Source organism: Massilia cavernae, from assembly GCF_003590855.1.
Classification (GTDB): domain Bacteria; phylum Pseudomonadota; class Gammaproteobacteria; order Burkholderiales; family Burkholderiaceae_D; genus Telluria_A; species Telluria_A cavernae.
The window spans coordinates 28,663-54,979 of record NZ_QYUP01000089.1; the positions used below are offsets into that span (position 1 = coordinate 28,663).

The following is a 26,317-nucleotide window of genomic DNA, read 5'->3' on the forward strand; positions in this document are numbered from 1 at the left end:
GTCAGCGCACCGGCCGCGGCATGTTCAGCCCGAACTGGGCGATCAGTTCGCGCTGCAGTTCATTGGTGCCGCCGCCGAAGGTCGAGATGGTCGCCTCGCGGGTTTCGAATTCGATCTCGGCGCACAGGCGCGTCGCCGCCGAGTCGACCGTGCCGGCGCGCACCATCGCACCGGCGCCGAGGATGTCGCTCAGCGCGCGCAGCACCTCGATCACGCATTCGGAGCCGTAGACCTTGGTGGTCGATGCCAGCGCGACATCGAGGCTGCCCGCTTCCAGCGCAGCGGCGACACGGAAATTGATCAGGCGCATGGCTTCGAGCTTTGCATAGCATTCCGCCAGCGAGCGCCGCACCCACGGCTGGTCGATCGCGCGCCGGCCGTGCTCGTCACGCGCCTTGGCCCACTGCAGCACCTTGCAGAACGGTCCGAACACCTTGTCGGCCCAGGAACCGAGGCCGAGCCGCTCGTGGTTGAGCTGCGCGGTGATCAGTTTCCAGCCGCCATGCAGTTCGCCCACCATCATTCCCAGCGGCACCTCGACGTCGTCGTAATAGGTGGCGGCGGTCCAGGTCGCCGTGGTCTGGATCAGTGTGTGCGAAAAGCCGGGCGAGGCGGTATCGACGATCAGCAGCGAGACCCCCTTGTGGCGCGCCAGCTCGGTGCTGGTACGGGCGGCCAGCCAGACATAGTCGGCCGATTGCACGCCGGAGGTCCACAGCTTGTTGCCGTTGACCACGAAGTGGTCGCCTTCGAGGCGCGCCTGGGTGGTCAGCATGGCCAGGTCGGAGCCGGCATTCGGCTCCGAGTAGCCGATCGAGAAGATGATGTCGCCGCTGGCCATGCCGGGCAGGAACTTTTTCTTCTGCTCGTCGGTGCCGTGCGCCATCAGCGCCGGCCCCACCGTGCTGATGGTGACGAAGGGCAGCGGCGCGCCGGCGATGTTGGCCTCTTCGAAGAAGATCAGCTGCTCGGTCGGGCCGTAGCCTTCGCCGCCGTGTTCCTTCGGCCAGCCGACCGCCAGCCAGCCGTCGCGGCCCATCTGGCGGATCACGTTGCGGTACAGCTCGCCGCCTTCGGAACCGCGCAAGCTATGGCGCAGTTCCGGCGTCATCAGTTCCTTGAAGTAGTCGCGCACGCGGATGCGCAGGCGGTGCTGCTCGGGAGTCAGGTCTACCAGCATGGGAAGTTCCTTTTCATCACGAGTTGCTCAAGATCAGGCCGCTGGTCGGCACGCCGCTGCCGGCGGTCACCAGCACATTGTGCACATCCTCGACCTGGTTGACGGCGCTGCCGCGCACCTGTCGCACCCCTTCGGCGATGCCGTTCATGCCGTGGATATACGCCTCGCCCAGCTGGCCGCCATGCGTATTGATGGGCAGCGAACCGCCGCGCGCATGCTCGCCCGAGCGGATGAAATCCTTCGCCTCGCCGCGCCCGACGAAGCCGAATTCCTCCAGCTGCGGCAGCACGAAGGGGGTGAAGTGATCGTAGATGATGGCGGTCTGGATGTCGCCCGGCGACAGCTTGCTCTGCTGCCACAACTGGCGCGCCACCAGCCCCATTTCCGGCAGGCCGGTGATGTCGTCGCGGTAGAACGAAGTCATGCTCTGCTGGCCGCGGCTGACGCCCTGGGCGGCGCCCTTGATCAGTACCGGCTTCTGGCGCAGGTCACGTGCGCGCTCGACCGAAGTGATCACCATCGCCACCGCGCCATCGGACTCCTGGCAGCAGTCGAGCAGGCGCAGCGGCTCGCAGATCCAGCGCGAGGCCTGGTGCTCTTCGAGGGTGATCGGCTTGCCGTAGAAGAAAGCCTTGGGATTGGTGGCGGCAAAGTCGCGCACCGCCACCGAGATGCGGCCGAAGTCCTCGCTGGTTGCGCCGTACATATGCATGTAGCGCCGCGCGAACATGCCGACCCAGGCCGCCGGCGTGTGCAGGCCGTGCGGCATGTACCAGCCGTAGTTGACGTTGTCGAAGATCGGGGTGTCGCCGAAACCGTAGCTGCCGCTGCCGAAGCGGTACCACGAGCGTTCGTTCATGGCGCGGTACACCACCACGGTCTTGGCCGCGCCAGATGCCACGGCCATCGCCGCGTGCATCACCGGCGCGCAGGCGGCGCCGCCGCCGTGCGGGATCTGCGAGAAGAAGGTGACGTCGTTGGCGCCGAGCAGGCGCGCGATCTCGTATTCGGGAACCTTGTCGACCGAATAGGAGCAAAAGCCGTCCACCTCGGACGGATCGATGCCGGCATCGGCCAGCGCCGCCAGGGTCGCTTCCATCGCCAGCCGCAGCTCGGTGCGGCCGGAGTTCTTGGAAAATTCGGTGGCGCCCAGGCCGACGATGGCCGCGCGCCCGGAAAGTGAATTTGTTGGCATGGTAGGGGTTCCTTGGTACGCGGCTTAAGGCAGGTGCAGGCGCACGGTGCCGCTGACGTGGGTGCCGATCGAATTGGTGCCGGCCAGGGTCAGCTCGACGCTGCGGTCCTCGGGCCGTTTGGCGCTGACCTTGCCGCTGAAGGTCATGGTGTCGCCCGGGTAGTTCGGCGCCCCCAGCTTGATCTTCAGGGTAGTCATCCGCGCATCAATGCCGGCCCAGGATTCGACGAAACGCTGCACCAGCCCGTTGGTGGTGAGGATGTTCATGAAAATGTTGGGCGAACCGAGCTTGCGCGCGGCTTCCAGGTCGTGGTGGCCCGGGAAATAGTCGCGCGTGGCGATCGCGCCACCGGCAATCAGGGGCACCGTGATCGGCACCGCCAGCGCCGGCAAGTCGTCGCCGACGGCGACATCGTCAAACCGCATGGTCTTCTGGGAGGTCATATTTCCAGCCTAAAGTATTATGATCGGCAAGCCAGTCACCCAGCTTGGCAAGATTGTGTTCCGCGCCGCCCAGGGTCACGCCCAGCACCCGGCTCCAGAACAGGAAACGGTGGATCGGGAAGGTGACGTCGACGCCGATGCCGCCGTGCACGTGCTGCGCCATGTGGCCGATCCGGTGCCCGGCGCCGCAGGCCAGGAAACGGGTGGCCCAGCCCTGCGGCGCGCAGCCCAGCCCGGCATCGATCCGGTAAACCAGCTGCCACAGCGAGCTGCGCAGCGCTTCGGCGGCGATGTGGCCGTCGGCCATTTGTCCTGCCACCAGCTGGAACGAGCCGATCACACGGTTGAACTGCTTGCGCTCGCTGACGTACTCGACGGTGCGGCCCAGCTGCTGCAGGCTCACGCCCAGCTGCAGCGCGGCCAGGCAGGCGATCGCGCGCGGCTCGACCCAGTCCAGTGCCGGCTCGGCCAGCAGCGCAGACACGGGCAACTGCACGCCGTCGAACACCAGGTCGGCCACCGCCAGGTGGTGCTGTGCAACGCCCTCGGCCTTGCCGATGGCGCCATTGGCCAGGTCGAGCAGCATCAGGCGCGGCGCGCCATCGAGCACGACGCCGGCCAGCAGCCACGCCGCCTGCGCACCCAGCGGCACCGCCGCGGCGCATCCGTCGAGCCGGAAGCCGGCGCCCTCGCGGCGAGCCTCCAGGGCCGGTCCGCGCGCGGCGGCCAAGCCGCCCAGCGACAGGGTCAGCAGCGCGTCGGCAGGCAAGGTCTTGAGCGCGGCGCACAGCGGGTCGGAACCGAAACGCAGCGCCGCCGCCAGCGCCAGCTGGTGTTCCCACAGCGGCACCGGCGCCAGCGCGCGGCCCTGCTGCTCCAGCACGCCCATCAGCTCGGCCATGCCCAGCCCCAGGCCGCCGCCGTCCTCGGGCACCAGGATCGCATGCAGGCCGCCGGCAACGCACTGCTGCCATAAGTCTTGCATGAACGGCAAGCCGGAGGCGTCGAAGGCGCGCAGCTGCTCGTCGTTGCAAAAGTCGGCGAACAGGGCTTGCGCGATGTCGGCGAAAGCGCGCTGGTCTTCAGTAAGTTGGAAGTCCACGGCGGCTCCTCAGGCAGGCACGGGACGGAATTGCGGCAGCGTCAGGCCGCCGTCGAATTCCTCGAATTCGACCTGCAGCTGCTGGCCGATTTGCAGCGCGCCGGGATCGACCCCGACCAGTTGCGCGACCAGGCGCGTGCCCTCTTCCAGTTCGACCAGGCCGATCGGGTTCGGATGGTCGAACGGCGCCACCACCGGATAGTGCATCACCACGTAGGAGTACAAGGTGGCGCGGCCGGAGGCTTCGCGCGTGTCCCACTCGAAGCTGTGGCATTCCGGGCACACCGGGCCGGGCGGATGGCGCAGGCTGCTGCAGGCCTTGCAGCGCTGGATCAGCAGCTTGCCCTGGCGCGCACCTTCCCAGAAAAAGCGGGTGTCGTCGCTGACGCCCGGCATCGGGCGCTTGACCTTGGGCGCCGGCGCGCTTGCCGGACGGAATTTGAACACCCTGAACAGCAAGCGCCCGACCTGCTCGTCGCCGCCGTCCTTCTGCGAGAAATAGGTCATGACCAGGGTGACGAAAAAGCCGGTGCCCAGGCCCGTGGTCTTTTCCTCGCCCACCGAATCGAGCCGGGTGGTGTAGTACAGCTTCTCGCCCTCGTGCAGGTAGCGGCTGAATTCCAGCTCCGAATTGACCGCCACCACCGACGGATAGCCGTGCGCCTCGATCAGTTGCAGCGCCTCGTACGGGTTCTCCGTGGTCGAGCCAGGCGGGTAATTGTTCTGCTCCAGCCCTTCCATGCACCACACCTGCAACATCGCCGGCGGCACCTGCCCGGCAACGTGGGTCACGCCCATCACTTCGCACCATTGCCTGGCCATCGGCGCGTTGACCGGGTCCCAGGCATATACGCGACCGTATTCCTTGCCCACCAGGGCACGGACCTCCGCCATCCATTCTTGTTCAACCAAGGCAGTTCTCCTCAAGATCATTCGTCGTTGCGACTGCTGCTGATTGTCAATTTATAAGAAGCGGCCCAGCCCGAATACGTCCATAAGGACGATGCCGGCATGGCGGGCGCGAACGAACATTGGGGCAGCACAGCTCGATAGACTTACACAAGGAGGATTTATGGCAACATCGAAGGATTACCGCCTGGGCGACTTCACCTTCCCGCGCGGCTGGTTCATGGTCGCCGACGGCGCCGAACTGAACACCCACAAGCCGTTGGCGGTACGCTTCTTCGGCAAGGATTTCGCGCTGTACCGTGGCCGCGAGAGCGGCAAGGTGGTGCTGCTCGATGCCTACTGCCCGCACATGAAGACCCACCTGGCGGCGCCGAACACCACCTCCTACGTGGTGATCGACGGCGGCGGCAGCAATGTCGAAGGCGACGGCATCCGCTGCCCTTACCATGGCTGGCGCTTCGGCGCCGACGGCAAGTGCGACGACATCCCATATCACCAGGGGCCGATCCCGGCGGCCGCCGCCGTCAAGTCGTGGCCGGTGGTCGAAAGCATGGGCGCGGTTTGGGTCTGGCACGACCCCGAAGGCGGCGAACCGGAGTGGAATCACCCGTCGCTGCCGCAGTGGGACGATCCGTCCTGGGTGCACTGGAAGTTCGACCACCTCGGCATGCTGCAGCAGCATCCGCAGGAAGTGATCGACAACATCGCCGACGTCGCGCACCTGAGCCCGATCCACGGCTCGACCGTGCAACGGTACGAGAACATCTTCGACGGCCACACCGCCACCCAGCGCCAGTGCGGACCGCACCGCACGCTCGTGGCAGCCGACGGCGTCAGCACCATCCTGCATACCGACACCACCTACCACGGCCCGGGCGTGCTGATCTCCTACCTGACCGGCTACCTCGAGTCGATCCTGATGATCACCCACACCCCGGTCGAAGACGGCAGCATCAAGGTGTGGCACGCGCTGATGGTGAAATCGGCCGGCAACAATGCGCAGGCGACGGTACCAGACGTGGTGGCCGCGCGCCAGTTCCAGGAATCGAGCCGTCTCGCATTCATGCAGGATTTCGAAGTCTGGACCAACAAGGCGCCATGCCTGCAGGGATTGTTCCTGCCCAGCGACGGCCCGTTCATGAAGACGCGCATCTGGTACAAGCAGTTCTACAACCCGCGTGCCAACAAGCACGAATACCTGGACCAGTGCGAAGGAACCTACGTCCCGCGCGGCGCGGTGGCGTATTCGGAAGCCAGATAGCGGCAAACGGCGCGCCAGGCCGGCGCGCCGGCTGTCAACGGGCTGCCGCGTGCAGCCCGGCCATGCGGCCGAAGAAGGTGGAGTCGCCCAGCGACATGCCGGAACTATAGCCTTCGCCCCAGCGCGGAAGTCCGCATGCGGTGCGGCCGGCGGCGTACAGCCCGGCGATCGGCTGGCGACCGGTGTCGAGCACCCTGCCGTCCGGCAGCGTGGCCAGCCCGCCGAGCGTGAAGGCGTGTGCCGGCATATCGTCCGGGCAGTAGCTGAGCGCGGCGAACGGCCCCTCGCTCAAGGGACGCAGCCAGGTGGCCGCCTTGTGGAAGTACGGATCGTCGCCGGCGGCGGCATGGCGGTTGAATTCCTCTACCGTGTGCACCAGCGCTCCGGTCGGCATGCCCAGTTCCTGTTCCACTTCGCTCCAGCTGTCGCCCGCCGCCGCCACCGTGATGTCGGGGTGGATCATCGGACGGCCGAAGATCCCGTTGTCGACCAGCAGCCATGCGCGGCCGCCGGGCTGGCCCAGCACGTAATGAGCGACCCGGCCGTGGTAGGCGTCCTCGTTGATGAAACGGCTGCCGCGCTGGTTGACGAAGATGCCCTTGACCAGCGATTCGGGCGGGAAGAACGGCAAGGTGGCGAAGAACTGATCCATGTGGATCGCCGCGGCGCCCACCGAGATGCCCATCCGGATGCCGGCGCCGTCGTCATTGCCCCCCGAAACAAGCTGCGGGCAGCGCAGCGCGGCGGGCGCGTACTGCCCGACCATCTCGCGGTTGCCGATGAAGCCGCCGGCACACAGGACCACGCCGCGCCGCGCGCGCACGAAGCGCAGCGCGCCGTCGATCCGCACCGCGATGCCGGCGATGGCGCCGGCCTGGTCGACAACCAATGCCAGCACGCGGCTGCTGTAGTGCGCCACGGCGCCAAGCGCCAGCGCCCTGGCCGACAGGCTGGCCATCAGCACCTTGCCGGCGCCCCAGCCGTCGAACTGGGCGGCGTGCCCGCGCGGCGCCGGCCTGGCCGCTGCCGAAAACGGCCAGGCCTGTTCGGAACCGGACCACACCAGCGTGTCGTCGGTCAGCGGTTCGAGCCACTTGCCCGGCAGGTAGGTCCCTTGAACGGCACCCCCTGCTCCTGCAGCCAGCGGAAGTGCGGCTCGGCCTGTTCGGCATACAGCCGGGTGCGCGCCTCGTCGGCGCCCGGCCCGCCCGCCATCATCAGGTATTTGTACAAATCCTCGGTGGCGTCCTCGAAACCGGCGGCGCGCTGCACCGAGGTGCCGCCGCCCCCGCCGACATACACTTCTCCGCCCGACAAGGCGGCGCTGCCGCCCGCGGCAGCGGCGACTTCAAAAATCTCCACCTGCGCGCCCGCCGCCAGGGCCTCGATGGCGGCGCAGCTGCCGGCGGCGCCGAAGCCGACCACCACCACGTCGGTCTCGCTGTCCCACTGGGGGACATCCTCGGCCCGGCATGGCTGCGACGGCGAATACTGGTTCTGCATGGGCACTCCCTCCTTATTCGAAGAACAGGCGGCTGATGGTATCGGCCACGCAGCCGGGACGTTCGGAGCCTTCGATCTCGACAGTGATGCGCACGGTGACCTGCACGCCGCCGCCCGCCTCCTCGGCGCGCAGCACCAGGCCGTGGCCGCGCACGCGCGCGCCGGCCGCCACCGGCGCCGGGAAGCGCACCCTGTCGCAGCCATAGTTGACGCCCATCTTCAGGCGGTCGTAGGCGACCAGCTGCGGAAGGAAGCAGTTTGCCAGCGCCAGGGTCAGGTAGCCGTGCGCGACGCAGGCGCCGAACGGCCCTCGGCGGCGCGCACCGGGTCGACGTGGATCCACTGGTGGTCGCCGGTGGCATCGGCGAACAGGTCGATCCGGTCCTGGCCGAGCGTCATCCACTCTGTCACGCCGAGGTCGCAGCCCTGGGCCGCCATCACCGCGGCGACGGATCCGAAGCGCTTGCCGGTGCTGTCGTCACGCATGCTGGGCACTCACCGACACCACTTCGCCGGTCATGTAGGAGGCATAGTCGCTGGCCAGGAAGACCATGACGTTGGCCACTTCCCAAGGCTCGGCGCCGCGGCCGAACGCCTCCTTGCTGGTCAGCTCGTCGAGCAGTTCCTCGGAGGCGGATTTCTTCAGGAAGGCGTGCACCGCGATCGACGGCGCGACGGCGTTGATCCGCACGCCGAAGGGGGCCGCTTCGAGGGCGCTGCAGCGCGTCAGCGCCATCACCCCGGCCTTGGCCGCGGCGTAGTGCGCCTGCTCGGCCTGCGCGCGCCAGCCCAGCACCGAGGCGTTGTTGACAATCACGCCGCGCCCGCGCGGCTGCATCGCCTTGAGCATCGCGCGCGTCATGCGGAAGGTGCCGGTCAGCGTGACGTCGATCACCTTGTGCCATTCGTCATCGCCCATCTCCACCACCAGCTTGCTGGTGCCGAGGCCGGCATTGTTGATCAGCACGTCGGTGCCGCCCATCACGCTTTCGGCGGCGCCGACCAGCGACTGCACCTGGTCTTCCCTTGCTGACGTCGCAACAGCTGGCCGTGCACTTCCTGCCAAGGCCGGCTTTGCTGGGATCGCCCCGACCCGCTTCGCCAACGGCCCGACTGCGTGCACGTCGGAGATGAACAGGCGCGGCAGCCTTCTTCGGCGCAGCGCAGCGCGGCCGCGAAGCCGATGCCGGCGCCGGCGGCGGAGGTGACGAGACGAGTGCCGGCCAACAGGGCCGTGCGGCGGGACATACTGGGAGCTCGGTTTCATGGGTCTCGATTCTCGTGGTTCAGTAATTCAATGGTCGACTTGGTGCGCCCGCGGACATCGGCCGCGCCGGAGGTGGGTCGGCCGCAGGCGCTGGGACGGTTCCGGGCGCTCCATCCCAGCTCGCGCCGGATCGGGCCAGTCGGGCAGCGGCGCCATGCTGGGAGCCGCCGTGGCGTGCAAGCCAGGCGCGCACGCTGTATGGGGGGCTTATCCAGATCACTCCCGCCCCAGCCCGCGCTCGCGCGCGAGGGGCTGACAGTCGAGCATCCGGCCGACCTTGACAGCGCCCGCCGCGTCCGGTCGGTGGCCAGCCACAGCAAGGTGGCAGCGATCGCAGCCGCTTCAATCGCAGCCGTAGCGCTGCTCCAGTGCGCCCGCCGTTCGCCCCAGGTGGCGTGACCGGCTCGGTGCTGACCAGGCCCGGGTTGACGCGAAGGCGCGCAGCCCTGTGCGCCGTGTTCGAGGTTGATGCCAGCCAGCCATTGCGCGCCATCGCCGCCTTCGAAAGCGGCCGTAGGCGAAGCCCCAGGCCGCCTGGGTCGGCCGCCACCGCAGGGTCCGCTCTTGCCGGCGCGCGAACAACGTTGATTGACCTGGCCGCCGCCTTGGCGATCATGCGGCAAGCAGGCGGGCACCAGGCGCAATGGCGCCACACCACATTGCCGTGCAGGGTGCCGCCAGCCGGCGTCGTCCAGGTCGGCAGCATGGCGTTCATCTCGCGGCCGGTGACCGCATTGGTGATCAACAGTCGACCCGGCGAAGCCGCGCCAGCACCGCATCGGACGCGCAGGCTCGAGCGAGGCGCGCGACCATCAGGATCCAAGATCGGATGGACGAACACGTCGGGCGCCCACCGCACATCGAGCGCCGCCGCGGTGGTGGCGAGGCTGCCGCCAGCCGCTGCGTCAGGCCGGCGCAACCTGGTGGTGGTGCTCTGGAGCGGGTTCGCCTGCGACCTGGCTGCGGGCGGTGATCGCGGTGAGCGTGGTCGCGCTAGCCCCCCCGCCGAAAGCCCAAGCCGTGGCGGCGCCGATTGCCGGGCTGGCGCCGGTGACCAGCACCACAGGGGAAGATGCAGTCATTCTGCTATTTCTCGCTTACCAAAGGGGTGGGCCGCAGGCGCCATCGACGCCAGCCGCGTGCGGTAAGGCGACATCGCCAGGCCGTACAGGACGACCGAGACACCATCAGGCACATCGCGCTGGCCAGTGCGTAGCGCAAGCCCTCCTGGCCGTACAGCGGCAGGAACCAGTCGCTCAGGGAGCCGATCGCCATCGGGCCGATGCCGAGGCCGAGCAGCGTCATGAACAGGTTCAGCGTGGCGGCCGCGGTGCTGCGCTGGTGCGCCGGCACCATGTGGCTGGTGGCGCTGTACGACAGCGCCGGCCACCAGCTGGCGAACAGCGCAAATATGAATGCGAACGCGATCGGGATGCGGCACCTTCAGCGCGCCGAGCATCCAGTGGCCGCCGCTCGGCCACAGGAAGAACGCCAGCGAGGCCGGAATGCTCAACGCCACGCCCAGCATCGGCAGGCCGAGCTGCCAGCGCGTGTCGCGCCGCACCAGCTTATCGCACAGCAGGCCGCTGAGCAGCGCACCCACGATCGCGCCGACGCCGCTGACCACTCCGAACACCAGGCCGGCATGGGCGAGCGACATGCCATGCGAGCGCACCAGGTAGCTCGGCGTCCAGACCCCGTAGCCGTACCCCGCGACGCCGGCGACGCCGCAGGCCAGGCAGACGTTGCGGAACGCCGGGATCGCCAGTAGCGCCAGCATCCGCCGACGGTTGCGCATCGGCCGGCGCCGGCGCTTCGAAGGCGCCGCGGCGCGGTTCTTTCACCAGCAGCCAGACCAGCCCTGCCAGCACCATTCCGGGCACGCCGAACCACACGAAGGTCGCGCGCCAGCCGTACTGCTGCGCGATCCAGCCGCCCAGCGCCAGGCCGATCAGCACGCCCAGGTTCGGTCCCATCATGAACAGGGTGATCACCAGCGAACGCCGCTCTTTCGGATACAGGTCGGATACCAGCGCGATCGACGGCGCCATGCCGCCCGCTTCGCCGACCGCCACCGACATGCGCGCCACCACCAGCATCCAGAACCTGGGCACGAGGCCGCAGGCGAGCGTGGCCAGGCTCCACAGCGCGCAGCAGAAAGCGACGATGTTGCGGCGGTTGCCGCGGTCCGCCAGCTTGCCGACCGGCACGGCGAGGCCGGCGTACAGAATTGCGAACGCGAGGCCGGTCAGCATCCCCATCGCGGTATCGGAGACGCCGAACTCACGCTTGATCGGCTCGATCAGGATCGAGATGACCTGGCGGTCGATATAGGAAAAGATATACACCAGCGCCAGCAGCGCCAGGCTGAGGTGGGCGCGGGGAGAAACGGTTGGGATCGGTGTGGCTTGCATGGCGGGTCCAGGTTGGATGCGGTTTATACATGGTCGCGCCGCCGCGCAAGCGGGGCATCGTCCCTTCGGACGACGCCGCGCAACTGGCGCGGCCCTACCTTGAAGGCATCGCATCTAACTAGGAAAACCAGCATGGATTTCGCACTGACCCCGGAACAGGAAATGATCCGCGACGCGGCGGCCGCCTTCCTGGCCGCACAAAGCGGCTCGGCCGCGATGCGGCAGGCGCATGGCCACGACGCCGGCCTGTGGCGCGCAATGGGCGAAGAACTGGGCTGGTGCGGCGTCGCCATCCCGTCGGCGCTGGGCGGGATGGGCATGGGACAGGTCGAACGCGCGCTGCTGATGGAGCAGATGGGCCGGCGCCTGGCGCCCGTGCCCTACCTGGCCAGCGCCTGCCTGGCGGCCGACGCCCTGCTGCATGCCGCCACCCCGGCGATGCAGCAGCGCTACCTGCCGGCGCTGGCCGCCGGCACGCTCGGCGCCGCGCTGGCACTGCCGGCGCCGGCCGGCTGGGATCCGGCCGCGTGTACCGTGAGCGCCAGCCGCCACGGCGCCGGCTACGCACTGAGCGGCGAGGTCGCGCAGGTGCCCGGCGCGGCCCAGGCCGCACTGCTGCTGGTGCCGGCACGCCTGGACTGGCAACCCGGCGCATTCGGCCTGTTCGCGCTCGACGCGAATGCCGACGGCGTGGCCGTGACGGCGTTGCCGGCCCTGGATGCGACGCGCTCGATCGCGCGGCTGGCACTGAAACAGGCCGCCGGCATCCGCATCGACCCGGAGGACAACCCGGCCGCCCTCGGCGCCGGTTTGCACAAGACCGTCCACCTGGCCATGCTTGCGCTGGCCGCGGAACAGGTCGGCAGCGCCTGGCAATGCCTGGACCTGACCCTGGACTACGTCAGGCAGCGCAACCAGTTCGGCCGGACAGTCGCCTCGTTCCAGGCCGTCAAGCACCGCTGCGCGCAGATGCTCGTCATGCTGGAAGCGGCGCGCGCGGCCGTGTATGGGGCGCTGCGGGCTGCGTCCGCGCTGCCGGACGGCGCGCTCGGGTTCGAGGCGGCCTGCGCCAAGGATGCCGCCGGCACGGCGCTGTTCTTCTGCGCGCAGGAGGCGATCCAGTTGCACGGCGGCGTGGGCTTCACCTGGGAGTACGATCCGCACCTGTACTTCAAGCGCGCGCAGGCGGCGCGCCACTGGCTGGGCGACGACGCCGGCTGCACCGCCCTGCTGGAGGAAGCGCCGCCGCTGCAAACAGGAGGCGAGCACGCCGGCCTGCGCGCCGAAGTCGCGGCATGGATGCACCAGCACCTGAAGGGCCAGTACGCGCCGCTGCATCACCGGGGCGGCCCGGGCGACGAGGACGCCTTCCCGCGCGAGCGCAAGGCATGGGAAGCGGAACTGGCGGCCGGCGGCTGGACCTGCGTCGGCTGGCCGCGCAGCGCCGGCGGACGGGAGCTGCCGCCCGCCCAGCAGCTGGTGGTCCACGAGGAGTACGCGCGCGCCGGCGGGCCGGGCAGGATGGGCCACATCGGCGAAGGGCTGATCGGCCCTACCCTGATCGCGCACGGCAGCGCGGACCAGCAGGCGCGTTTCCTGCCCGGCATCCGCAACGGCACGATGTTCTGGTGCCAGGGTTATTCGGAACCCCATGCCGGCTCGGACCTGGCCAACGTCCAGACCAGGGCGGTGCAGGATGCCGGCGGCGACTGGCTGGTGCACGGCCAGAAAGTCTGGACCTCGCTGGCGCATGAAGCGGACTGGATCTTCGTGCTGGCGCGCTGCAAGCCGGGCACGCGCGGCAAGCAGGGCCTGATCTTCCTGCTGATGCCGCTCGACCAGCCCGGCGTGACGGTGCGGCCGATCCGCCAGATCGGCGGTTCGTCCGAGTTCAACGAAGTATTCTTCGACGGCGCCCGGGCCAGCGCCGCCGACGTCGTCGGCGCGCCCGGCGACGGCTGGCGCATCGCCATGGACCTGCTGGTCGCCGAGCGCGGCATGTCGACGCTGGGCCAGCAGATGCATTTCCGCCATGAACTCGAGCTGGTGGCCGACGCCGCGCGCGCCAACGGCGCCTGGCGCGACCCGGTGCTGCGGCGCCGCATCGGCCAGGCCCGCGCCGGCCTGCACGCCATGCGCTACAACGCGCTGCGGATGCTGTCCGACGCGGCCGGCCACGCCGGGCTGATCCACAAGTACCTGTGGTCGAACTGGCACCGGGCGCTGGGCGAACTGGCGATGGACGTGCTGGGCGCCGACGGCAACCTGGTCGCGCCGGACGATGCCCGCCGCAGCCGCCTGCAAGCCTTGTTCCTGTTCAGCCGGGCCGATACGATTTATGCTGGCACCAATGAAATCCAGCTCAACATCATTGCCGAGCGCGGGCTCGGGATGCCGGGAGAGCCGCGCCGCGCCGCAGCCTAGTCCGTTGGGACGTTGCAGCCAGCGAAACGGGCTGCAAATATCGCCTTGACCACCTTTATCGACAGGAACCAGTACATGACCAAACCTACCCCATCCGGCGTTCCCGACAACGGCCGCCGCCGCCTGCTCGCGGGCGGCACCCTGGCCGCCGGCGCCGCCCTGCTCGGCCCGTTCGCGCGCGCGGCGCAGGCCGCTCCCCGCGGCGCCATCAGCAGCGCCGACTACCTGGCGCTGGACGCCACCGCGATGGCCGAGGCGGTACGGCGCCGCCAGCTCAGCGGGGCCGAACTGATGGCGGCGGCGATGGCGCGCTGCGATGCGGTCAACCCGCGCGTCAATGCGGTGGTGATGCGCCACGACGAACGTGCGCGCGCGCTGCTGGCTGGCGGCGCCGGCCGCGGCGGCGCACTGGCCGGGGTGCCGATGCTGGTCAAGGACCTGCAAACCCAGGTGGCGGGCACCGTCACCACCCACGGCAGCCGGCTGTTCCGCGACGCCCCACCAGCCGAGCGCAGCAGCACCCTGGTCGAGCGCTACGAAGCGGCAGGTTCGGTGGTGTTCGGCAAGACCTCCTCGCCCGAGTTCGGCCTGAGCACGACCACCGAATCGCGCCAGTGGGGCCAGACCCGCAATCCGTGGAACCTGGCGCACAGCGCCGGCGGCTCGTCCGGCGGCGCGGCCGCCGCGGTGGCGGCCGGCATCATCCCGGCCGCCCACGCCACCGACGGCGGCGGCTCGATCCGCATCCCGGCCTCGTACTGCGGCCTGTTCGGCCTGAAGCCGAGCCGCTACCGCACGCCGTCCGGACCGCTGCGCTACGAAGGCTGGTTCGGCGCCAGCGTCGGCCACGTGGTCTCGCGCAGCGTGCGCGATTCGGCCTTGCTGCTCGACGTGGGCCACGGCCACGAAGCGGGCAGCCCGTACTGGAGCGCACCGCTGGAGCGCCCCTTTGTCGCCGAGCTCAAGCGAGCGCCTGGCAAGCTGCGCGTCGCCCTGGTCGCCGATGCGCTGACGGGCGCCCCGCTCGATCCGGCCATCCGCCGCACTCTCGACGACACCGTGAAGCTGCTGCTCGGCCTCGGCCACCATGTCGACGCCGACCGCCTGGGGCTCGATCCGCGCCAGCTGTTCGGCTCGCACGGCGCCGTGGTCGGCGCGGCCTTGCTGGCCACCGTGCGCGACCGCGAGCAGCAGCTCGGGCGCGCGCTTGCCACCGATGAGCTGGAGCAGGTTACCCACCACATCCTGCGCAACGGCGCCACCGTCACCGGCGAAGGCCTGTACCGCGCACGCCAGGGCTTCGAGAGCATCACCATGGGCATGGAAAGCATGCTGGCCAAATACGATGTGATCCTGTCGCCGGTGACCGCCACCGTCACCCCGCTGCTAGGCGCGCTGTCGCTCGACCAGGCCTACGAGTCGTACGCCCGCGCCGCGATGGGCAGCGCCGCATTTACCCTCCCGGCCAACGTGGGCGGCCAGCCGTCGATGTCGGTGCCGCTCGGCTGGAGCGATGACGGCCTGCCGATCGGCATGATGTTCACCGCACGCATCGGCGCCGAAGGCCTGCTGTTCCGCCTCGCCGCGCAACTCGAGCGCGAACGTCCCTGGGCCCAGCGCCGCGCCCAGCTCTGAGCCGCAACGCCCCCGTTCCGGGGGCGCTCCAGCGCCGCTAGTCCGCATGGACGATGGTGTATTTCGTTCAGTCTTTATGATCAAGCAAGGCACGCTTCGCTTCGGGGCGCTGCACTTCCGCAAAAAAAATTCATAAGGGACAAAATGCATCCAACCATCCATGCGAAATACCGACTAACCCTGCTGGCACAGCTGCTCGGGGCCGCCTTCGCGGCCCCTGCCCTCGCCCAGAGCCCGCCGCCCGCCGCCACCGACGACGCGCCGCAAGTGGTGATGGTCACCGCCCAGAAGCGCAAGGAAAAACTGCAGGACGTGCCGGTCGCGGCCACCGCTCTCAGCGCCCGCGAACTCGAGATGCGCGGCCTGGACAACGTCGCTAACCTCGGCTCGATCGCGCCCAACCTGGCCGTCACCCACACCCCCGGCAATTCGACGGCGGCGCAGATCTCGATCCGCGGCTCGGTCACCATCAATCCCGCGCTGTTCTGGGAGCCGACGGTGGGCATGTACGTCGACGGCGTCTATTCGGGCAAGGTGCAAGGCGCGGTGATGGACCTGGTCGACCTCGAACGGGTCGAGGTGCTGCGCGGCCCGCAAGGCACCCTGTACGGGCGCAACACGATGGCCGGCGCGATCAACTTCATCACCCGCAAGCCATCCGGCGAACTGGGCGGATCCGCCACGCTCGAGGTGGGCAACTACCGCGCGCGGGTCGGCAAGGCCACGCTCGACCTGCCGCGCGTGGGCATCTTCAAGGCCACGGTGGGCATGCGCGCAGAACGGCGCGACGGCTGGGTCACCACCACGCCGGGCAGCTCGGTGCCGGAGCTGAACAACCGCGACGGCCAGTCCGCCCGCATCGCGCTCGACGCCGATGCCAGCGAAGACGTCCAGTTCAGCTACCGCTACGACGCCAGCCGCGCCGACCAGAACGGCAGCTTCTCGCAGGTGGTGCATTCCGACTTGCCTGTTCCCGGCATCGTCGTCACGCAGGGGCGCACCGAACGCGCCAGCGTCGACGCGCCATCGCTGGAAAAGATGGACAGCGACGGCCACGCGCTGAGCGCCGACTGGAAGCTCGACGCCGGCAACACCCTGAAGGCCACTGTCGCCACCCGCGCCCTGACTTGGGACGACGGCCTTGACCTGGACGGCTCGCCGATCCCGCTGGCGCAGGCGGAGCGCCATTCGACCTACCGGCAACGGTCGGCCGAACTGCAACTGACCGGCCAGCGCGGCGCCTGGTTTTACGTGATGGGGCTGTACGCATTCCGCGACGATGGCTTCACCAACAATCCGCAGTCGTTCTTCTTCGGCGCCGCCAACTACGATTCGCAATACGGTTTCACCACCGACGCGAAGTCGGCCTACGCGCAGCTGGATTACCAGATCACCGAACAGCTCAGGGTCAGCGCCGGCCTGCGCTACACCGAAGAAGACAAAACCATTTCCCGCTTCCTGGCCGGCCCGGGCGTGTCGGTACCGTTTGGCACCGCCGGCGCGGCGACCTTCCGCGCGACGACGCCATTGCTCAGCGTCGGTTACAAAGTCAACGCGCGCGTCAACGTCTACGCCAAGTACGCCGAAGGCTTCAAGAGCGGCGGCTTCAACGGCGAGGCGAGCGACGTCGTCGAAACCTTGACCCCGTTCCGGCCCGAGAAGCTGAAGTCGGTCGAAGCGGGCCTGAAGACCACGCTGGCCGGCGGGACTACCCTCAACCTGGCGCTGTTCAACAACCTCACCACCGACCTGCAGGAATCGATCTTCACCGCCCAGGGCGCGGCGGCGTCGAACATCCGCAACGCCGGCAAGGCCACCACGCGCGGGCTGGAACTCGAATTCGGCACGCGTCCGGCCCAGGACCTGCGCCTGCAGGCCAGCTATGGTTACCTCAGCGCGCACTACGACGAATTCATCGACCGTGGCGTCAACGTCGCCGACAACCGTGCCATGGTGCACGCGCCGAGGCACAGCCTGAACCTGCTGGCCGACGCCACCCTCAGCCGCAACTCCTACGGCACCTGGCGCGCGCTGGCCGACTACGTGTATTCCGCTTCGCATTACAGCTATCCTTACCAGCTGCGGCAAACCGACCCGTCCTCCGCGGTGGCCGGCAACAGCCGGATCGCCGCGGCGGGCTTCCTCAACCTGCGCCTGGCGCTGTCGGGTATTGCGGTCGGCGGCACGCGCCATGAGATCGCGTTCTGGGCGCGCAATGCGCTCGACAAGGAGCACGTGGCCAACTACATCGATTTCGGTCCCGGCTTCGGCAACCTGCGCCAGGCCTACTATGCGCCGCCGCGCACCATCGGCGCTACGCTGAAATCCACGTTCTAAGAAAAGAAAAGGCCGGGTGCGCATCAGCACCCGGCCTCTTTTCTTACCGCCCTGGCGCTTACACGAAAGGATCGGCGTTCGGCAAACCAAGCATGACGGCGCCATGCGCGCGCGCGTAGGCGTCGGTGTTGTTGGCGATGTGGCCACGCGACTGGTAGATGTCGCGCAGCGTACGCTCGACCGGGTTGGTCTTGTACATGCCCGAGGCGGCGCTAGCGCGCATCAGCGCATCGACCCGCTCGGCGCACACCTTCGGCACCTGGGCCGACTGGGCGCGCTGCAGCAGGCGGTCCTCGACCGACATCCGCTCGCCGGTGACCGCGCACTCGACCACGCGCGCGATATTGCGCATCAACACCAGCTTGAGGGCGTCGACCGTCATCATCGCTTCCGACACCGCGCTTTGCGCGTTCGGGTCTTCCGCCGTCTTGCCGCCGTGCTTGCCGACGTGGGCTGCGGCGCGCCGGCGAAAATCGTCGATCGCTCCCTGCAGGGCGCCAATGCACGCGCCCGAAACGGCGCGCTGGAACACCTGGGTGAACGGGATCTTGTACAGGGGCGCCGAGTTGTGCGCGCGCCCCGGGCAGCCGGCGTCGCTGTGGTCGTTGGTGCGCTGGGTGCGGTGGGCCGGCACGAACACGTCCTCGACGACGATGTCGTGGCTGCCGGTCGCGCGCAGGCCAAGGACGTCCCAGTTATGCACGATCGTGAAGTCGGCTGCCGGCAGCAGGAAGGTGGTGTGTTCGAGCGCGCCGGAACCGTCCTGCTTCGGCAGCAAGCCGCCCAGGAAGATCCATTGGCAATGTTCGACCCCGCTGGAGAACGACCAGCGGCCGGAGAAGCGGTAGCCGCCCTCGACCGGCTCGGCCTTTCCTGTCGGCATGTAAGTCGAGGCGATCAAGGTGCCGGTGCCGCCCGACCAGACGTCTTGCTGCGCCTGTTCCGGGAACAAGGGCAGCTGCCAGTTGTGGACCCCGATCACGCCATAGATCCAGGCGGTCGACATGCAGCCTTCCGCGAGCGTCATCTGGACCTGGTAGAACACGCGCGGATCGAGCTCGTAGCCGCCGAAGCGGCGCGGCTGCAGCACCCGGAACAGTCCCGCTTCCTGCAGGTCGCGAATGGTCTCCACCGGCACCTTGCCGGCCTTTTCCGCCTCGGCGGCGCGCGCCGCCAGCACCGGCACCAGCGCGCGTGCGCTTTCAATCAGCCTGATCGCATCGAGCGTCATATAGGTTTCGTTAGGCCTGCTCATCTCACTCCTCGTTGTCGGTAGTTTGTACGCCGCGCCACGCGCGGGGCATGAAGGCATGTTCCCACCGCCGCCACGCCGCTTCATCGTCTGAGCGGACTAACGCGGCGCGCATGACTAGTCCAAGTGGAGGATTCCGCCCGCGCCCAACTGCCGCAAGCTGATCCTGTACATCAGAAAAGGGAGCAACCGTGGACACTTCGAGCGCATTCGACCCGCGCGACTTTCGCCAGGCGCTGAGCATGTTCGCCACCGGCGTCACCATCGTCACCACCAAGGGCGACGACGGCGTTGCGGTCGGCATGACCGCCAACAGCTTCAACTCGGTGTCGCTGGATCCGCCGATGGTGTTGTGGAGCCTTGCCAAAAGCGCGCGCAGCCTGCCGGCGTTTTCCGCCGCGCCGTACTGGAACGTGCACGTACTGGCCAGCGACCAGGACGCGCTGTCGAACCGCTTCGCGCGCGCCGGCGAGGACAAGTTCGCCGGCCTGCCGCTCGAGGACTGCGCCACGGGCATGCCGCTGCTGCCCGGCTGCAGCGCGCGCTTCCAGTGCCGCTCGGTGTTCCAGTACGAGGGCGGCGACCATATCATCTTCGTCGGCGAGGTGATCGCCTATGACCGCGCCGAACTGGCGCCGCTGCTGTACGTCTCCGGCGCCTACGCCATCGCCGCGCACAAGGGCGAGCCGCCCAAGGCGGCCGCGGCGCCGCAGGTGGGCGCGTTTTCCGAAGACATGCTCGGCTACCTGCTGGGGCGCGCCCACTACCAGTTCATGGCGCGCTTCCGCCCGATGCTGGCCGAGAAGCGGATCAGCGACCCCGAATTCTTCCTGCTCTCGCTGCTGAGCGTGCGGCAGCCGATGTCGCTGGCGGAAATCGCCGCCCACATGGCCGACACCGGGTTCGAGACCAGCGAAGCGGTGCTGGATGCGGCCTGCGCGCGCGGCCTGCTGCGCCGCGACAGCGGCGGCTACAGCCTGAGTCCGGCCGGCAGCGACGCCATCCTGCACATCCTGGCTGCGGCCAAGGCGGTCGAGGCCGACCTTGGCGGACGGATCGGCGCGCTGCAGGGCACCGCGCTGCGCCAGTTGCTCAAGACCCTGGTCGGCACCACCGACCGGGGGCTGCCCAGCCTGTGGGCCTAACCCGATTCAGTTTGCCATCCACCACAAGGAAACCATGGAACAGCAGTCACCCATCCCGGTCGGCCACTTCGCCGACATCGGCAACGGCCACCAGATCCACTACCACGACAGCGGCAGCGGCGCGCCGGTGATCTTCCTGCATGGCGCCGGCGCCGGCGCCAGCGGCTACAGCAACTTCAAGGGCAACTTCCCTGAGTTCGCCGAAGCCGGCTACCGCAGCATCGTGCCCGACCTGCTCGGCTACGGCCTGTCGAGCAAACCCGACCTGCTGCAGTACGACCTCGACTTCTTCATCGCCGGCGTCAAGGGCCTGGTCGATGCGCTCGGTCTCAAGCAGGTGACCCTGCTCGGCAACTCGCTGGGCGGCGCGATCGCAATCGGCTACGCGCTGGCCTATCCCGAGGATGTCGGCCGCCTGATCCTGATGGCCCCGGGCGGCGTCGAGCAGCTCGACACCTACCTGGCCATGCCGGGCGTGGCCAACATGTTCGCCGTCTACAAGTCGATGCTGACCGGCGTCGACGCCATGCGCGCCGTGATGACCATGCAGCTGTACGACCCGTCACTGCTGACCGACGCCATCCTGGCCGAGCGCGCGCCGATCGCCGCCACCCAGACCCAGGCCGCGCGTTCGATCCTGAAAGTGCCCGACATGACCTCACGCCTGGCCGAACTGAGCTGCCCGGTGCTGGCGTTCTGGGGCGTCGACGACCAGTTCAATCCGGCCAGCGGCGCCGATAAGCTGATGGCGCATTGCCGCAACATCCGCACCATCCTGGTCAACCGCTGCGGCCACTGGGTGCAGGTCGAGCACCGCGCCATGTTCAACCGCATGTGCATCGACTTCCTCCATCATGGGTAGCCCGATGCAGGAGGACCTGGTCGCCGCGCTCGGCGACGAATTGTTCCATGCCTGGCGCAGCGGCGCCACGCTGGCCCCCTTGACCGAGCGCCATGCCGCCATCACGCTCGACGACGCCTACCGCATCTCGCTGCACACGCTGAGGCGGCGCGAGGCGGCCGGCGAGCGCGTGATCGGCAAGAAGATCGGCGTCACCTCGGAGCCGGTGCAGAAGATGCTGAATGTGCACCAGCCCGACTTCGGCTTCCTGACCGATACCATGCAGTATCCGGACGGCGCCAGCGCCAGCGTCAGCCTCGCCGCGGCCGGCCTGATCCAGCCGCGCGCCGAAGGCGAGATCGCCTTCATGCTCAAGCACGACCTGCACGGCACGGCAATCACGCTAGATGACGTGCTCGACGCCACCGACTGGGTCGCGCCCTGCTTCGAAATCGTCGACTCGCGCGTGCGCAACTGGGAAATCCGGATCCAGGACACGGTGGCCGACAACGCCTCGTGCGGCGTGTTCGTGGTCGGCGCCAGCCGCACCGCGCCGCGCGCGCTCGACTTGGCGGCGGTGCGCATGGACCTGTACCGCAACAACACGCTCACCTGCAGCGGCCTCGGCTCCGCGGTGCAGGGCCATCCGGCCGCCGCGGTGGCGTGGCTGGCGAATACCCTGGGCCGCTTCGGCATTCCGTTCCGCAGCGGCGAACTGATCCTGTCCGGCTCGCTCGCCGCGCTGGTGCCGGTAAGTGCCGGCGACGCCTTCTCGCTGCAGATCCATGGCCTCGGCGGGTGCTCCATCAACTTTGTCGAATAAAGAGAATCATGAAGAAAATTAAATGCGCCGTGATCGGCCCCGGAAACATCGGCACCGACCTGCTGTACAAGCTGCAACGCAGCACTGTGCTCGAACCGGTCTGGATGGTGGGCGTCGACCCGGCCTCGGAAGGCTTGTCGCGCGCCCGCGCGATGGGCGTCAAGACCACCGCCGACGGGGTCGACGGACTGCTTCCGCACGTGCTGGCCGACGGCGTGCAGATCGCATTCGACGCCACCAGCGCCTACGTCCACGCGGAAAACTCGCGCAAGCTCAATGAGCTGGGCGTGCTGATGATCGACCTGACCCCGGCAGCCATCGGCCCGTACTGCGTGCCGCCGGTGAACCTGAAGGAACTGGTCGGCACCAGCCAGATGAACGTCAACATGGTGACCTGCGGCGGCCAGGCCACGATCCCGATGGTGGCCGCGGTCTCGCGCGTGCAGCCGGTGGCGTATGGCGAGATCATCGCCACTGCTTCGTCGCGCTCGGCCGGTCCAGGCACCCGCAAGAACATCGACGAGTTCACCCGCACCACCGCCGGCGCGATCCGCGCGGTCGGCGGCGCAAAGAAGAGCAAGGCGATCATCGTGCTCAATCCGGCCGAACCGCCGATCATCATGCGCGACACCGTCCATTGCCTGACCGAGGGCGTTCCGGACCAGGAAGCGATCACCGCCTCGATCCACGCCATGATCAAGGAAGTGCAGAAGTATGTCCCCGGCTACAAGCTGGTGAACGGCCCTGTGTTCGACGGCAACCGGGTCTCAATCTTCCTCGAAGTCGAAGGACTGGGCGACTACCTGCCGAAATACGCCGGCAACCTGGACATCATGACGGCGGCCGCGGCCCGCACCGCCGAGATGTTCGCCGAAGAACTGCTGAACGGCACGCTCACGCTCGAACGCGTGGCGGCCTGACCATAAGGAGATCCAGATGAACCTCAAGGGCAAGAAGATCATTTTGCATGACAACACGCTGCGCGACGGCATGCATCCGAAGCGTCACCAGATCACCATCGACCAGATGCTGGCCGTGGCCAAAGGGCTTGACGCTGCCGGCATGCCGCTGCTCGAAATCACCCACGGCGACGGCCTTGGCGGCAATTCGGTCAACTACGGCTTTTCGGCCCACAGCGATGTCGAGTATCTCAATGCGGTGATCCCCCACCTCAAGCACACCAAGGTGTCGGCGCTGCTGGTGCCGGGCATCGGCACCGTCGACGACCTGAAGGAAGCGTTTGACTGCGGCCTGCACACGGTGCGGGTCGCGACCCACTGCACCGAAGCGGACGTCTCCGAGCAGCACATTATCGCGGCGCGCAAGCTGGGGCTGGACACGGTCGGCTTCCTGATGATGGCCCACATGACCAGTCCCGAGCGGCTCGCCGCGCAGGCGCTGCTGATGGAATCGTACGGCGCCCAGTGCGTCTACGTCACCGATTCGGCCGGCTACCTGCTGCCGGACGGCGTCACCGAGCGCGTCGCCGCGCTGCGCGCCGCGCTGCGGCCCGAGACCCAGATCGGCTTCCACGGCCACCACAACATGGCGATGGGCGTGGCCAATTCGCTGGCCGCGGTGGAAGCCGGCGCGGTCCGCATCGATGGCTCGACCAACGGCCTGGGCGCGGGCGCCGGCAATACGCCGCTGGAAGTGATGGTCGCGGTCTGCGACCGGATGGGCATCGAGACCGGAGTCGATCTTTACCAGATCATGGACGTGGCCGAAGACATCGTGCTGCCGATGATGGACCACATGGTGCGGATCGACCGCGACGCGCTGACCCTCGGCTACGCCGGCGTGTACTCGACCTTCCTGCTATTCGCCAAGCGCGCCGCAGCCAAGTACAAGGTGCCGGCGCGCGACATCCTGGTCGAGCTGGGACGGCGCGGCATGGTCGCCGGCCAGGAAGACATGATCGAGGACACGGCGCTGACGATGGCGCGGGCGCGGGGCTGAGGAAAGGGGTTTGCGCGGCCGCCAGGCGGCCGCGCAAAGCGGAGGGAATTTAGTGCTGGGCCGCGGCCAGGAAGGCCGGTTTCTCGCCGCCGCCGTGCAGCAGCAGGTTGCTGCCGCTCATGTAGGCTGCCTTCGCGGAGGCGACGAACACGCAGGCGTTGGCGATGTCGGCAGGCTGCGCCATGCGGCCGGCCGGGATGGTGGCGCCGACGGCGGCGATACCGTCCGCGTCGCCGTAATGCAGGTGCGACTGTTCGGTCTGCACCAGGCCGGGGCTGACGGCCACCACCCTCACCTTCGGTGCCCATTCCACCGCCAGCGAGGTCACCAGGCTCAGCACGCCCGCCTTGGCGGCGCCGTAGGCGGCGGTGCCGGGCGACGGCCGCAGCGCGCTGACGCTGCCGATGAAGATGATGACGCCGCCCTGCCCTGCCTGCATCATCGCATTGGCCTCCTGCGCCAGCTGGAACGGCGCCAGCAGGTTGAGGCGGATGATGCTGTCGTGGAAGCGTGGCGAGGCGGTCGCGGCGTCGGCCGACGGACTGCCGCCGGCGTTGTTGACCAGCACGTCGAGCCGGCCATGGCGTTCGGCGATGGTGCCCATCATGGCCTTGACGGCGTCGCTATCCTTGACGTCGCAGGCGATGAAACTGGCGCTGCGCCTGCCGGCGGCAGGCAAGCTGTCCGGCGCCGTGCGCCCGCAGACGATCACCTGTGCGCCGGCGGCGAGAAAGGCTTCGGCGATGGCGCGGCCGATGCCCTTGGTGCCGCCGGTGACGAGCACCAGGCGCCCGCTGAAATTGTCGGACTCGGTCATGTCATTGTTCCCTGTAGTTATGGTCACCTTACTGTAGGAGCGCGCCGAGGCGACGGATACGTCCAAAGGGACGATGCCGTCGCCGCTCCCAGCGCCGATGATCGCTGCATGACGCTGGCGCACCGCGCCGCGCGCGAAGGAGGAACCATCATGCACAGCGCAACAGCGCAAGCCCCATCCGGACCGGCCATGCCGGAACTGGTCGTCGAACGCCCGCACGAGGGAGTCGCCCTGGTCTTGCTAAACCGGCCCGACGCCACCAATGCCCTCAGCCTGAACCTGCAGGCGCTGCTGTCGGCCGCATTCACCGAACTGTCCGCCGATCCGGCGGTGCGCGTCATCATCCTCAGCGGCGGCGCCAAGGTGTTCGCCGCCGGCGGCGACATCAAGAGCATGGTCGATGCCGGCCCGATCGACATCATGCAGCGCCATACCGAGCGCGTATGGGCGCCGCTCGAGCGCTGCCCGAAACCGGTGATCGCGGCGGTGTGCGGCTTTGCCTTTGGCGGCGGCAACGAACTGGCCATGCATTGCGATATCATCATCGCCGGGGAAAACGCCAGCTTCGCCCAGCCGGAGATTCGCATCGGCATCATGCCGGGCATCGGCGGCACCCAGCGCCTGGTGCGCGCGGTGGGCAAGTTCAACGCCATGCGGATATTGCTCACCGGAAAACCGATCAGCGCCGCCGAAGCCAGCCAGATGGGCCTGGTCAGCCTGGTGGTGCCGGACGACAAGGTGCTGGACGAAGCGTTGGCGATGGCGCGCACCATCGCCGCCATGCCGCCGCTGGCGGCCATGCAGATCAAGGAAGTGGTGCTGGCGGGCATGGATGCGCCGCTCGACGTCGCCCTCATGCTCGAGCGCAAGGCCAATCAGTTATTATTCGCCAGCCATGACCAGCAGGAAGGCATGCAGGCATTCATCGACAAACGCAAGCCCGCCTATCAGGGCCGTTAGGAGCATCACATGGTTATCGCAGTCTATCCGGGTACCTTCGATCCATTTACCCGCGGCCATGAGGACCTGGTCCGGCGCGCCGCGCGCCTGTTCGACGAACTGGTGGTCGGCGTGGCCGACAGCAAGAGCAAGAACCCGCTGTTCCCGCTCGAGGAGCGGGTCGCCATCGCCACCGAGGTGCTGGGCCACTTCCCGAACGTCCGGGTGGCCAGCTTTTCAGGATTGCTCAAGGATTTCGTGCGCGCCAACGATGCCCGCATCATCGTGCGCGGCTTGCGCGCCGTGTCCGACTTCGAATTCGAATTCCAGATGGCCGGCATGAACCGCTACCTGATGCCGGATGTCGAATCGATGTTCCTGACCCCGTCGGACCAGTACCAGTTCATCTCCGGGACGATGGTGCGCGAAATCGCCAGCATGGGCGGCGACGTCTCGAAGTTCGTCTTCCCGTCGGTGGAGAAGTGGCTGCTGCAGAAGCTGGCGTCAAAGCAGGGGTAACAGGAACACGCGCGCCACAAGAACCGCGCAGGCAATCCAGAGAGCAATGATGAGGCCCGCAGCGAACCGGCTGACGGGCCGCTCGGAAGCCTTGTCTGCGGCTTCTCGATGCTCGGCCATCAGCTCGGGCGGAATGAGGCGCACGACCAGAAGGATGCCGAGCGGCACAATGACAAGATCGTCGAGATAGCCAATGACCGGGATGAAGTCAGGAATCAAGTCGATGGGCGAAACGGCGTAGGCGGCGACCGCCAGCGCGAGTACCTTGGCGAACCAGGGCGTGCGGGGATCGCGGGCAGCAAGCCATACTGCGTGCACGTCGCGCTTCATGGTGCGCGCCCACTGTTTTGC

22 protein-coding genes and 5 pseudogenes are annotated in these 26,317 nt (G+C 68.2%); 13 read left to right on the forward strand and 14 right to left on the reverse strand.

Annotated features, from left to right (window positions below):
* Nucleotide 1 precedes the first annotated feature (1 nt).
* Genes D3872_RS09285 through D3872_RS09305 form a run of 5 tightly spaced genes read right to left on the reverse strand, consistent with a single transcriptional unit; the run spans nt 2 to nt 4,833 of the window.
* Nucleotides 2–1,180, reverse strand: coding sequence for an acyl-CoA dehydrogenase family protein (locus D3872_RS09285; RefSeq protein ID WP_119810505.1), 1,179 nt, complete (start codon nt 1,178–1,180; stop codon nt 2–4).
* A 16-nt stretch (nt 1,181–1,196) separates the two neighbouring features.
* Nucleotides 1,197–2,375, reverse strand: coding sequence for a lipid-transfer protein (locus tag D3872_RS09290; protein ID WP_119810506.1), 1,179 nt, complete (start codon nt 2,373–2,375; stop codon nt 1,197–1,199).
* A 24-nt stretch (nt 2,376–2,399) separates the two neighbouring features.
* A complete protein-coding gene (locus D3872_RS09295; RefSeq protein ID WP_119810507.1) occupies nt 2,400–2,819 on the reverse strand; it encodes a MaoC family dehydratase in 420 nt (139 codons plus the stop codon).
* On the reverse strand, nt 2,791–3,921 hold the full coding sequence (locus D3872_RS09300) for an acyl-CoA dehydrogenase family protein (protein ID WP_119810508.1): 1,131 nt from the start codon (nt 3,919–3,921) through the stop codon (nt 2,791–2,793). Before D3872_RS09300 ends, D3872_RS09295 begins: the two co-directional genes overlap by 29 nt.
* A 9-nt stretch (nt 3,922–3,930) precedes the next feature.
* Nucleotides 3,931–4,833, reverse strand: a complete 903-nt coding sequence (locus tag D3872_RS09305) for a Zn-ribbon domain-containing OB-fold protein (protein ID WP_119810509.1) — start codon at nt 4,831–4,833, stop codon at nt 3,931–3,933.
* A 160-nt stretch (nt 4,834–4,993) separates the two neighbouring features.
* On the opposite strand from D3872_RS09305, the gene D3872_RS09310 reads away from it, so the two are divergent.
* Nucleotides 4,994–6,091, forward strand: a complete 1,098-nt coding sequence (locus D3872_RS09310; RefSeq protein ID WP_119810510.1) for an aromatic ring-hydroxylating dioxygenase subunit alpha — start codon at nt 4,994–4,996, stop codon at nt 6,089–6,091.
* Nucleotides 6,092–6,125: 34 nt separating this feature from the next.
* Here the strand turns inward: D3872_RS09310 and D3872_RS09315 are convergent.
* The 3 genes and pseudogenes from D3872_RS09315 to D3872_RS09325 all read right to left on the reverse strand — a co-directional run bounded on the left by D3872_RS09315 (nt 6,126) and on the right by D3872_RS09325 (nt 8,861).
* Nucleotides 6,126–7,594: pseudogene (locus D3872_RS09315) on the reverse strand (FAD-dependent oxidoreductase).
* A gap of 13 nt (nt 7,595–7,607) precedes the next feature.
* Nucleotides 7,608–8,080: pseudogene (locus D3872_RS09320) on the reverse strand (MaoC family dehydratase).
* Entirely contained in the window at nt 8,073–8,861 is a 789-nt protein-coding gene (locus D3872_RS09325; protein WP_370660956.1) for an SDR family oxidoreductase, read from the reverse strand. The pseudogene D3872_RS09320 and the gene D3872_RS09325 overlap by 8 nt, the downstream one beginning before the upstream one ends.
* A 198-nt stretch (nt 8,862–9,059) precedes the next feature.
* Between D3872_RS09325 and D3872_RS25250 the strand changes: the two genes are divergently transcribed.
* Nucleotides 9,060–9,260 (forward strand): hypothetical protein, encoded by a 201-nt coding sequence (locus D3872_RS25250; RefSeq protein WP_147373843.1) that lies wholly within the window; start codon nt 9,060–9,062, stop codon nt 9,258–9,260.
* A gap of 506 nt (nt 9,261–9,766) precedes the next feature.
* Here D3872_RS25250 and D3872_RS25645 read toward each other — a convergent pair.
* The 3 genes and pseudogenes from D3872_RS25645 to D3872_RS26985 all read right to left on the reverse strand — a co-directional run.
* Nucleotides 9,767–9,943 carry a hypothetical protein gene (locus D3872_RS25645; RefSeq protein ID WP_182915746.1) on the reverse strand — a complete coding sequence of 59 codons (177 nt, stop codon included), beginning with the start codon at nt 9,941–9,943 and terminating at the stop codon, nt 9,767–9,769.
* Nucleotides 9,940–10,659 carry an MFS transporter gene (locus D3872_RS26980; protein ID WP_307719420.1) on the reverse strand — a complete coding sequence of 240 codons (720 nt, stop codon included), beginning with the start codon at nt 10,657–10,659 and terminating at the stop codon, nt 9,940–9,942. Before D3872_RS26980 ends, D3872_RS25645 begins: the two co-directional genes overlap by 4 nt.
* Before the next feature lie 61 nt (nt 10,660–10,720).
* Nucleotides 10,721–11,389, reverse strand: a pseudogene (locus D3872_RS26985) (MFS transporter); the annotation flags it as partial.
* 18 nt (nt 11,390–11,407) lie between these two features.
* Between D3872_RS26985 and D3872_RS26390 the strand changes: the two are divergent.
* The 4 genes and pseudogenes from D3872_RS26390 to D3872_RS09345 form a co-directional block, all read left to right on the forward strand.
* Nucleotides 11,408–12,475: pseudogene (locus D3872_RS26390) on the forward strand (acyl-CoA dehydrogenase family protein); the annotation flags it as partial.
* A gap of 48 nt (nt 12,476–12,523) precedes the next feature.
* Complete coding sequence (locus D3872_RS26395) at nt 12,524–13,699, forward strand: acyl-CoA dehydrogenase family protein (protein WP_274381706.1); 1,176 nt, start codon at nt 12,524–12,526, stop codon at nt 13,697–13,699.
* Between the two features lie 75 nt (nt 13,700–13,774).
* Nucleotides 13,775–15,334, forward strand: coding sequence for an amidase (locus D3872_RS09340; protein WP_119810527.1), 1,560 nt, complete (start codon nt 13,775–13,777; stop codon nt 15,332–15,334).
* Between the two features lie 144 nt (nt 15,335–15,478).
* Nucleotides 15,479–17,671 carry a TonB-dependent receptor gene (locus D3872_RS09345; protein WP_119810512.1) on the forward strand — a complete coding sequence of 731 codons (2,193 nt, stop codon included), beginning with the start codon at nt 15,479–15,481 and terminating at the stop codon, nt 17,669–17,671.
* Between the two features lie 58 nt (nt 17,672–17,729).
* Here D3872_RS09345 and D3872_RS09350 read toward each other — a convergent pair whose 3' ends face one another.
* Nucleotides 17,730–18,926, reverse strand: a complete 1,197-nt coding sequence (locus D3872_RS09350) for an acyl-CoA dehydrogenase family protein (protein ID WP_119810513.1) — start codon at nt 18,924–18,926, stop codon at nt 17,730–17,732.
* A gap of 188 nt (nt 18,927–19,114) precedes the next feature.
* Between D3872_RS09350 and D3872_RS09355 the strand changes: the two genes are divergently transcribed.
* From D3872_RS09355 to dmpG, 5 genes are read left to right on the forward strand one after another with little or no spacing between them, the layout of a single operon-like run.
* Nucleotides 19,115–20,068 (forward strand): flavin reductase, encoded by a 954-nt coding sequence (locus D3872_RS09355; protein WP_229459239.1) that lies wholly within the window; start codon nt 19,115–19,117, stop codon nt 20,066–20,068.
* Nucleotides 20,069–20,102: 34 nt separating this feature from the next.
* A complete protein-coding gene (locus D3872_RS09360; protein ID WP_119810514.1) occupies nt 20,103–20,930 on the forward strand; it encodes an alpha/beta fold hydrolase in 828 nt (275 codons plus the stop codon).
* Nucleotides 20,931–20,934: 4 nt separating this feature from the next.
* The gene (locus tag D3872_RS09365; protein ID WP_119810529.1) at nt 20,935–21,732 is read left to right on the forward strand and encodes a fumarylacetoacetate hydrolase family protein; all 798 of its coding nucleotides are present in this window, start codon (nt 20,935–20,937) and stop codon (nt 21,730–21,732) included.
* A 5-nt stretch (nt 21,733–21,737) separates the two neighbouring features.
* Nucleotides 21,738–22,652, forward strand: a complete 915-nt coding sequence (locus D3872_RS09370) for an acetaldehyde dehydrogenase (acetylating) (protein WP_220476911.1) — start codon at nt 21,738–21,740, stop codon at nt 22,650–22,652.
* A gap of 16 nt (nt 22,653–22,668) precedes the next feature.
* Nucleotides 22,669–23,691 carry a 4-hydroxy-2-oxovalerate aldolase gene (gene dmpG, locus D3872_RS09375; RefSeq protein WP_119810516.1) on the forward strand — a complete coding sequence of 341 codons (1,023 nt, stop codon included), beginning with the start codon at nt 22,669–22,671 and terminating at the stop codon, nt 23,689–23,691.
* A gap of 49 nt (nt 23,692–23,740) precedes the next feature.
* Here the strand turns inward: dmpG and D3872_RS09380 are convergent, their stop codons facing one another.
* Nucleotides 23,741–24,508: an SDR family oxidoreductase gene (locus tag D3872_RS09380; protein WP_119810530.1), complete on the reverse strand. Its 768-nt coding sequence runs from the start codon at nt 24,506–24,508 to the stop codon at nt 23,741–23,743.
* A 150-nt stretch (nt 24,509–24,658) separates the two neighbouring features.
* Between D3872_RS09380 and D3872_RS09385 the strand changes: the two genes are divergently transcribed.
* Together D3872_RS09385 and coaD are read left to right on the forward strand one after the other, a co-directional pair.
* Nucleotides 24,659–25,468 (forward strand): enoyl-CoA hydratase, encoded by an 810-nt coding sequence (locus D3872_RS09385; RefSeq protein WP_119810531.1) that lies wholly within the window; start codon nt 24,659–24,661, stop codon nt 25,466–25,468.
* 9 nt (nt 25,469–25,477) lie between these two features.
* Complete coding sequence (gene coaD, locus D3872_RS09390) at nt 25,478–25,966, forward strand: pantetheine-phosphate adenylyltransferase (protein ID WP_119810517.1); 489 nt, start codon at nt 25,478–25,480, stop codon at nt 25,964–25,966.
* Here the strand turns inward: coaD and D3872_RS09395 are convergent.
* A pseudogene (locus D3872_RS09395) lies at nt 25,952–26,311 on the reverse strand (YkvA family protein); the annotation flags it as partial. The gene coaD and the pseudogene D3872_RS09395 sit on opposite strands and share 15 nt — an antisense overlap.
* Nucleotides 26,312–26,317 lie beyond the last annotated feature (6 nt).

Bases quoted from the DNA above. Each gene is read 5' to 3' on its own strand.
- D3872_RS09380 (WP_119810530.1), bottom strand. From the start codon at position 24,508: ATGACCGAGTCCGACAATTTCAGCGGGCGCCTGGTGCTCGTCACCGGC.
- D3872_RS25645 (WP_182915746.1), bottom strand. From the start codon at position 9,943: ATGACTGCATCTTCCCCTGTGGTGCTGGTCACCGGCGCCAGCCCGGCA.
- D3872_RS09350 (WP_119810513.1), bottom strand. From the start codon at position 18,926: ATGAGCAGGCCTAACGAAACCTATATGACGCTCGATGCGATCAGGCTG.
- D3872_RS09345 (WP_119810512.1), top strand. From the start codon at position 15,479: ATGCATCCAACCATCCATGCGAAATACCGACTAACCCTGCTGGCACAG.
- D3872_RS09385 (WP_119810531.1), top strand. From the start codon at position 24,659: ATGCACAGCGCAACAGCGCAAGCCCCATCCGGACCGGCCATGCCGGAA.
- D3872_RS09285 (WP_119810505.1), bottom strand. From the start codon at position 1,180: ATGCTGGTAGACCTGACTCCCGAGCAGCACCGCCTGCGCATCCGCGTG.
- D3872_RS25250 (WP_147373843.1), top strand. From the start codon at position 9,060: ATGGGGGGCTTATCCAGATCACTCCCGCCCCAGCCCGCGCTCGCGCGC.
- coaD (WP_119810517.1), top strand. From the start codon at position 25,478: ATGGTTATCGCAGTCTATCCGGGTACCTTCGATCCATTTACCCGCGGC.
- D3872_RS09340 (WP_119810527.1), top strand. From the start codon at position 13,775: ATGACCAAACCTACCCCATCCGGCGTTCCCGACAACGGCCGCCGCCGC.
- D3872_RS09365 (WP_119810529.1), top strand. From the start codon at position 20,935: ATGCAGGAGGACCTGGTCGCCGCGCTCGGCGACGAATTGTTCCATGCC.
- D3872_RS26980 (WP_307719420.1), bottom strand. From the start codon at position 10,659: ATGCGCAACCGTCGGCGGATGCTGGCGCTACTGGCGATCCCGGCGTTC.
- D3872_RS09310 (WP_119810510.1), top strand. From the start codon at position 4,994: ATGGCAACATCGAAGGATTACCGCCTGGGCGACTTCACCTTCCCGCGC.
- D3872_RS09290 (WP_119810506.1), bottom strand. From the start codon at position 2,375: ATGCCAACAAATTCACTTTCCGGGCGCGCGGCCATCGTCGGCCTGGGC.
- dmpG (WP_119810516.1), top strand. From the start codon at position 22,669: ATGAACCTCAAGGGCAAGAAGATCATTTTGCATGACAACACGCTGCGC.
- D3872_RS09295 (WP_119810507.1), bottom strand. From the start codon at position 2,819: ATGACCTCCCAGAAGACCATGCGGTTTGACGATGTCGCCGTCGGCGAC.
- D3872_RS09325 (WP_370660956.1), bottom strand. From the start codon at position 8,861: ATGAAACCGAGCTCCCAGTATGTCCCGCCGCACGGCCCTGTTGGCCGG.
- D3872_RS09360 (WP_119810514.1), top strand. From the start codon at position 20,103: ATGGAACAGCAGTCACCCATCCCGGTCGGCCACTTCGCCGACATCGGC.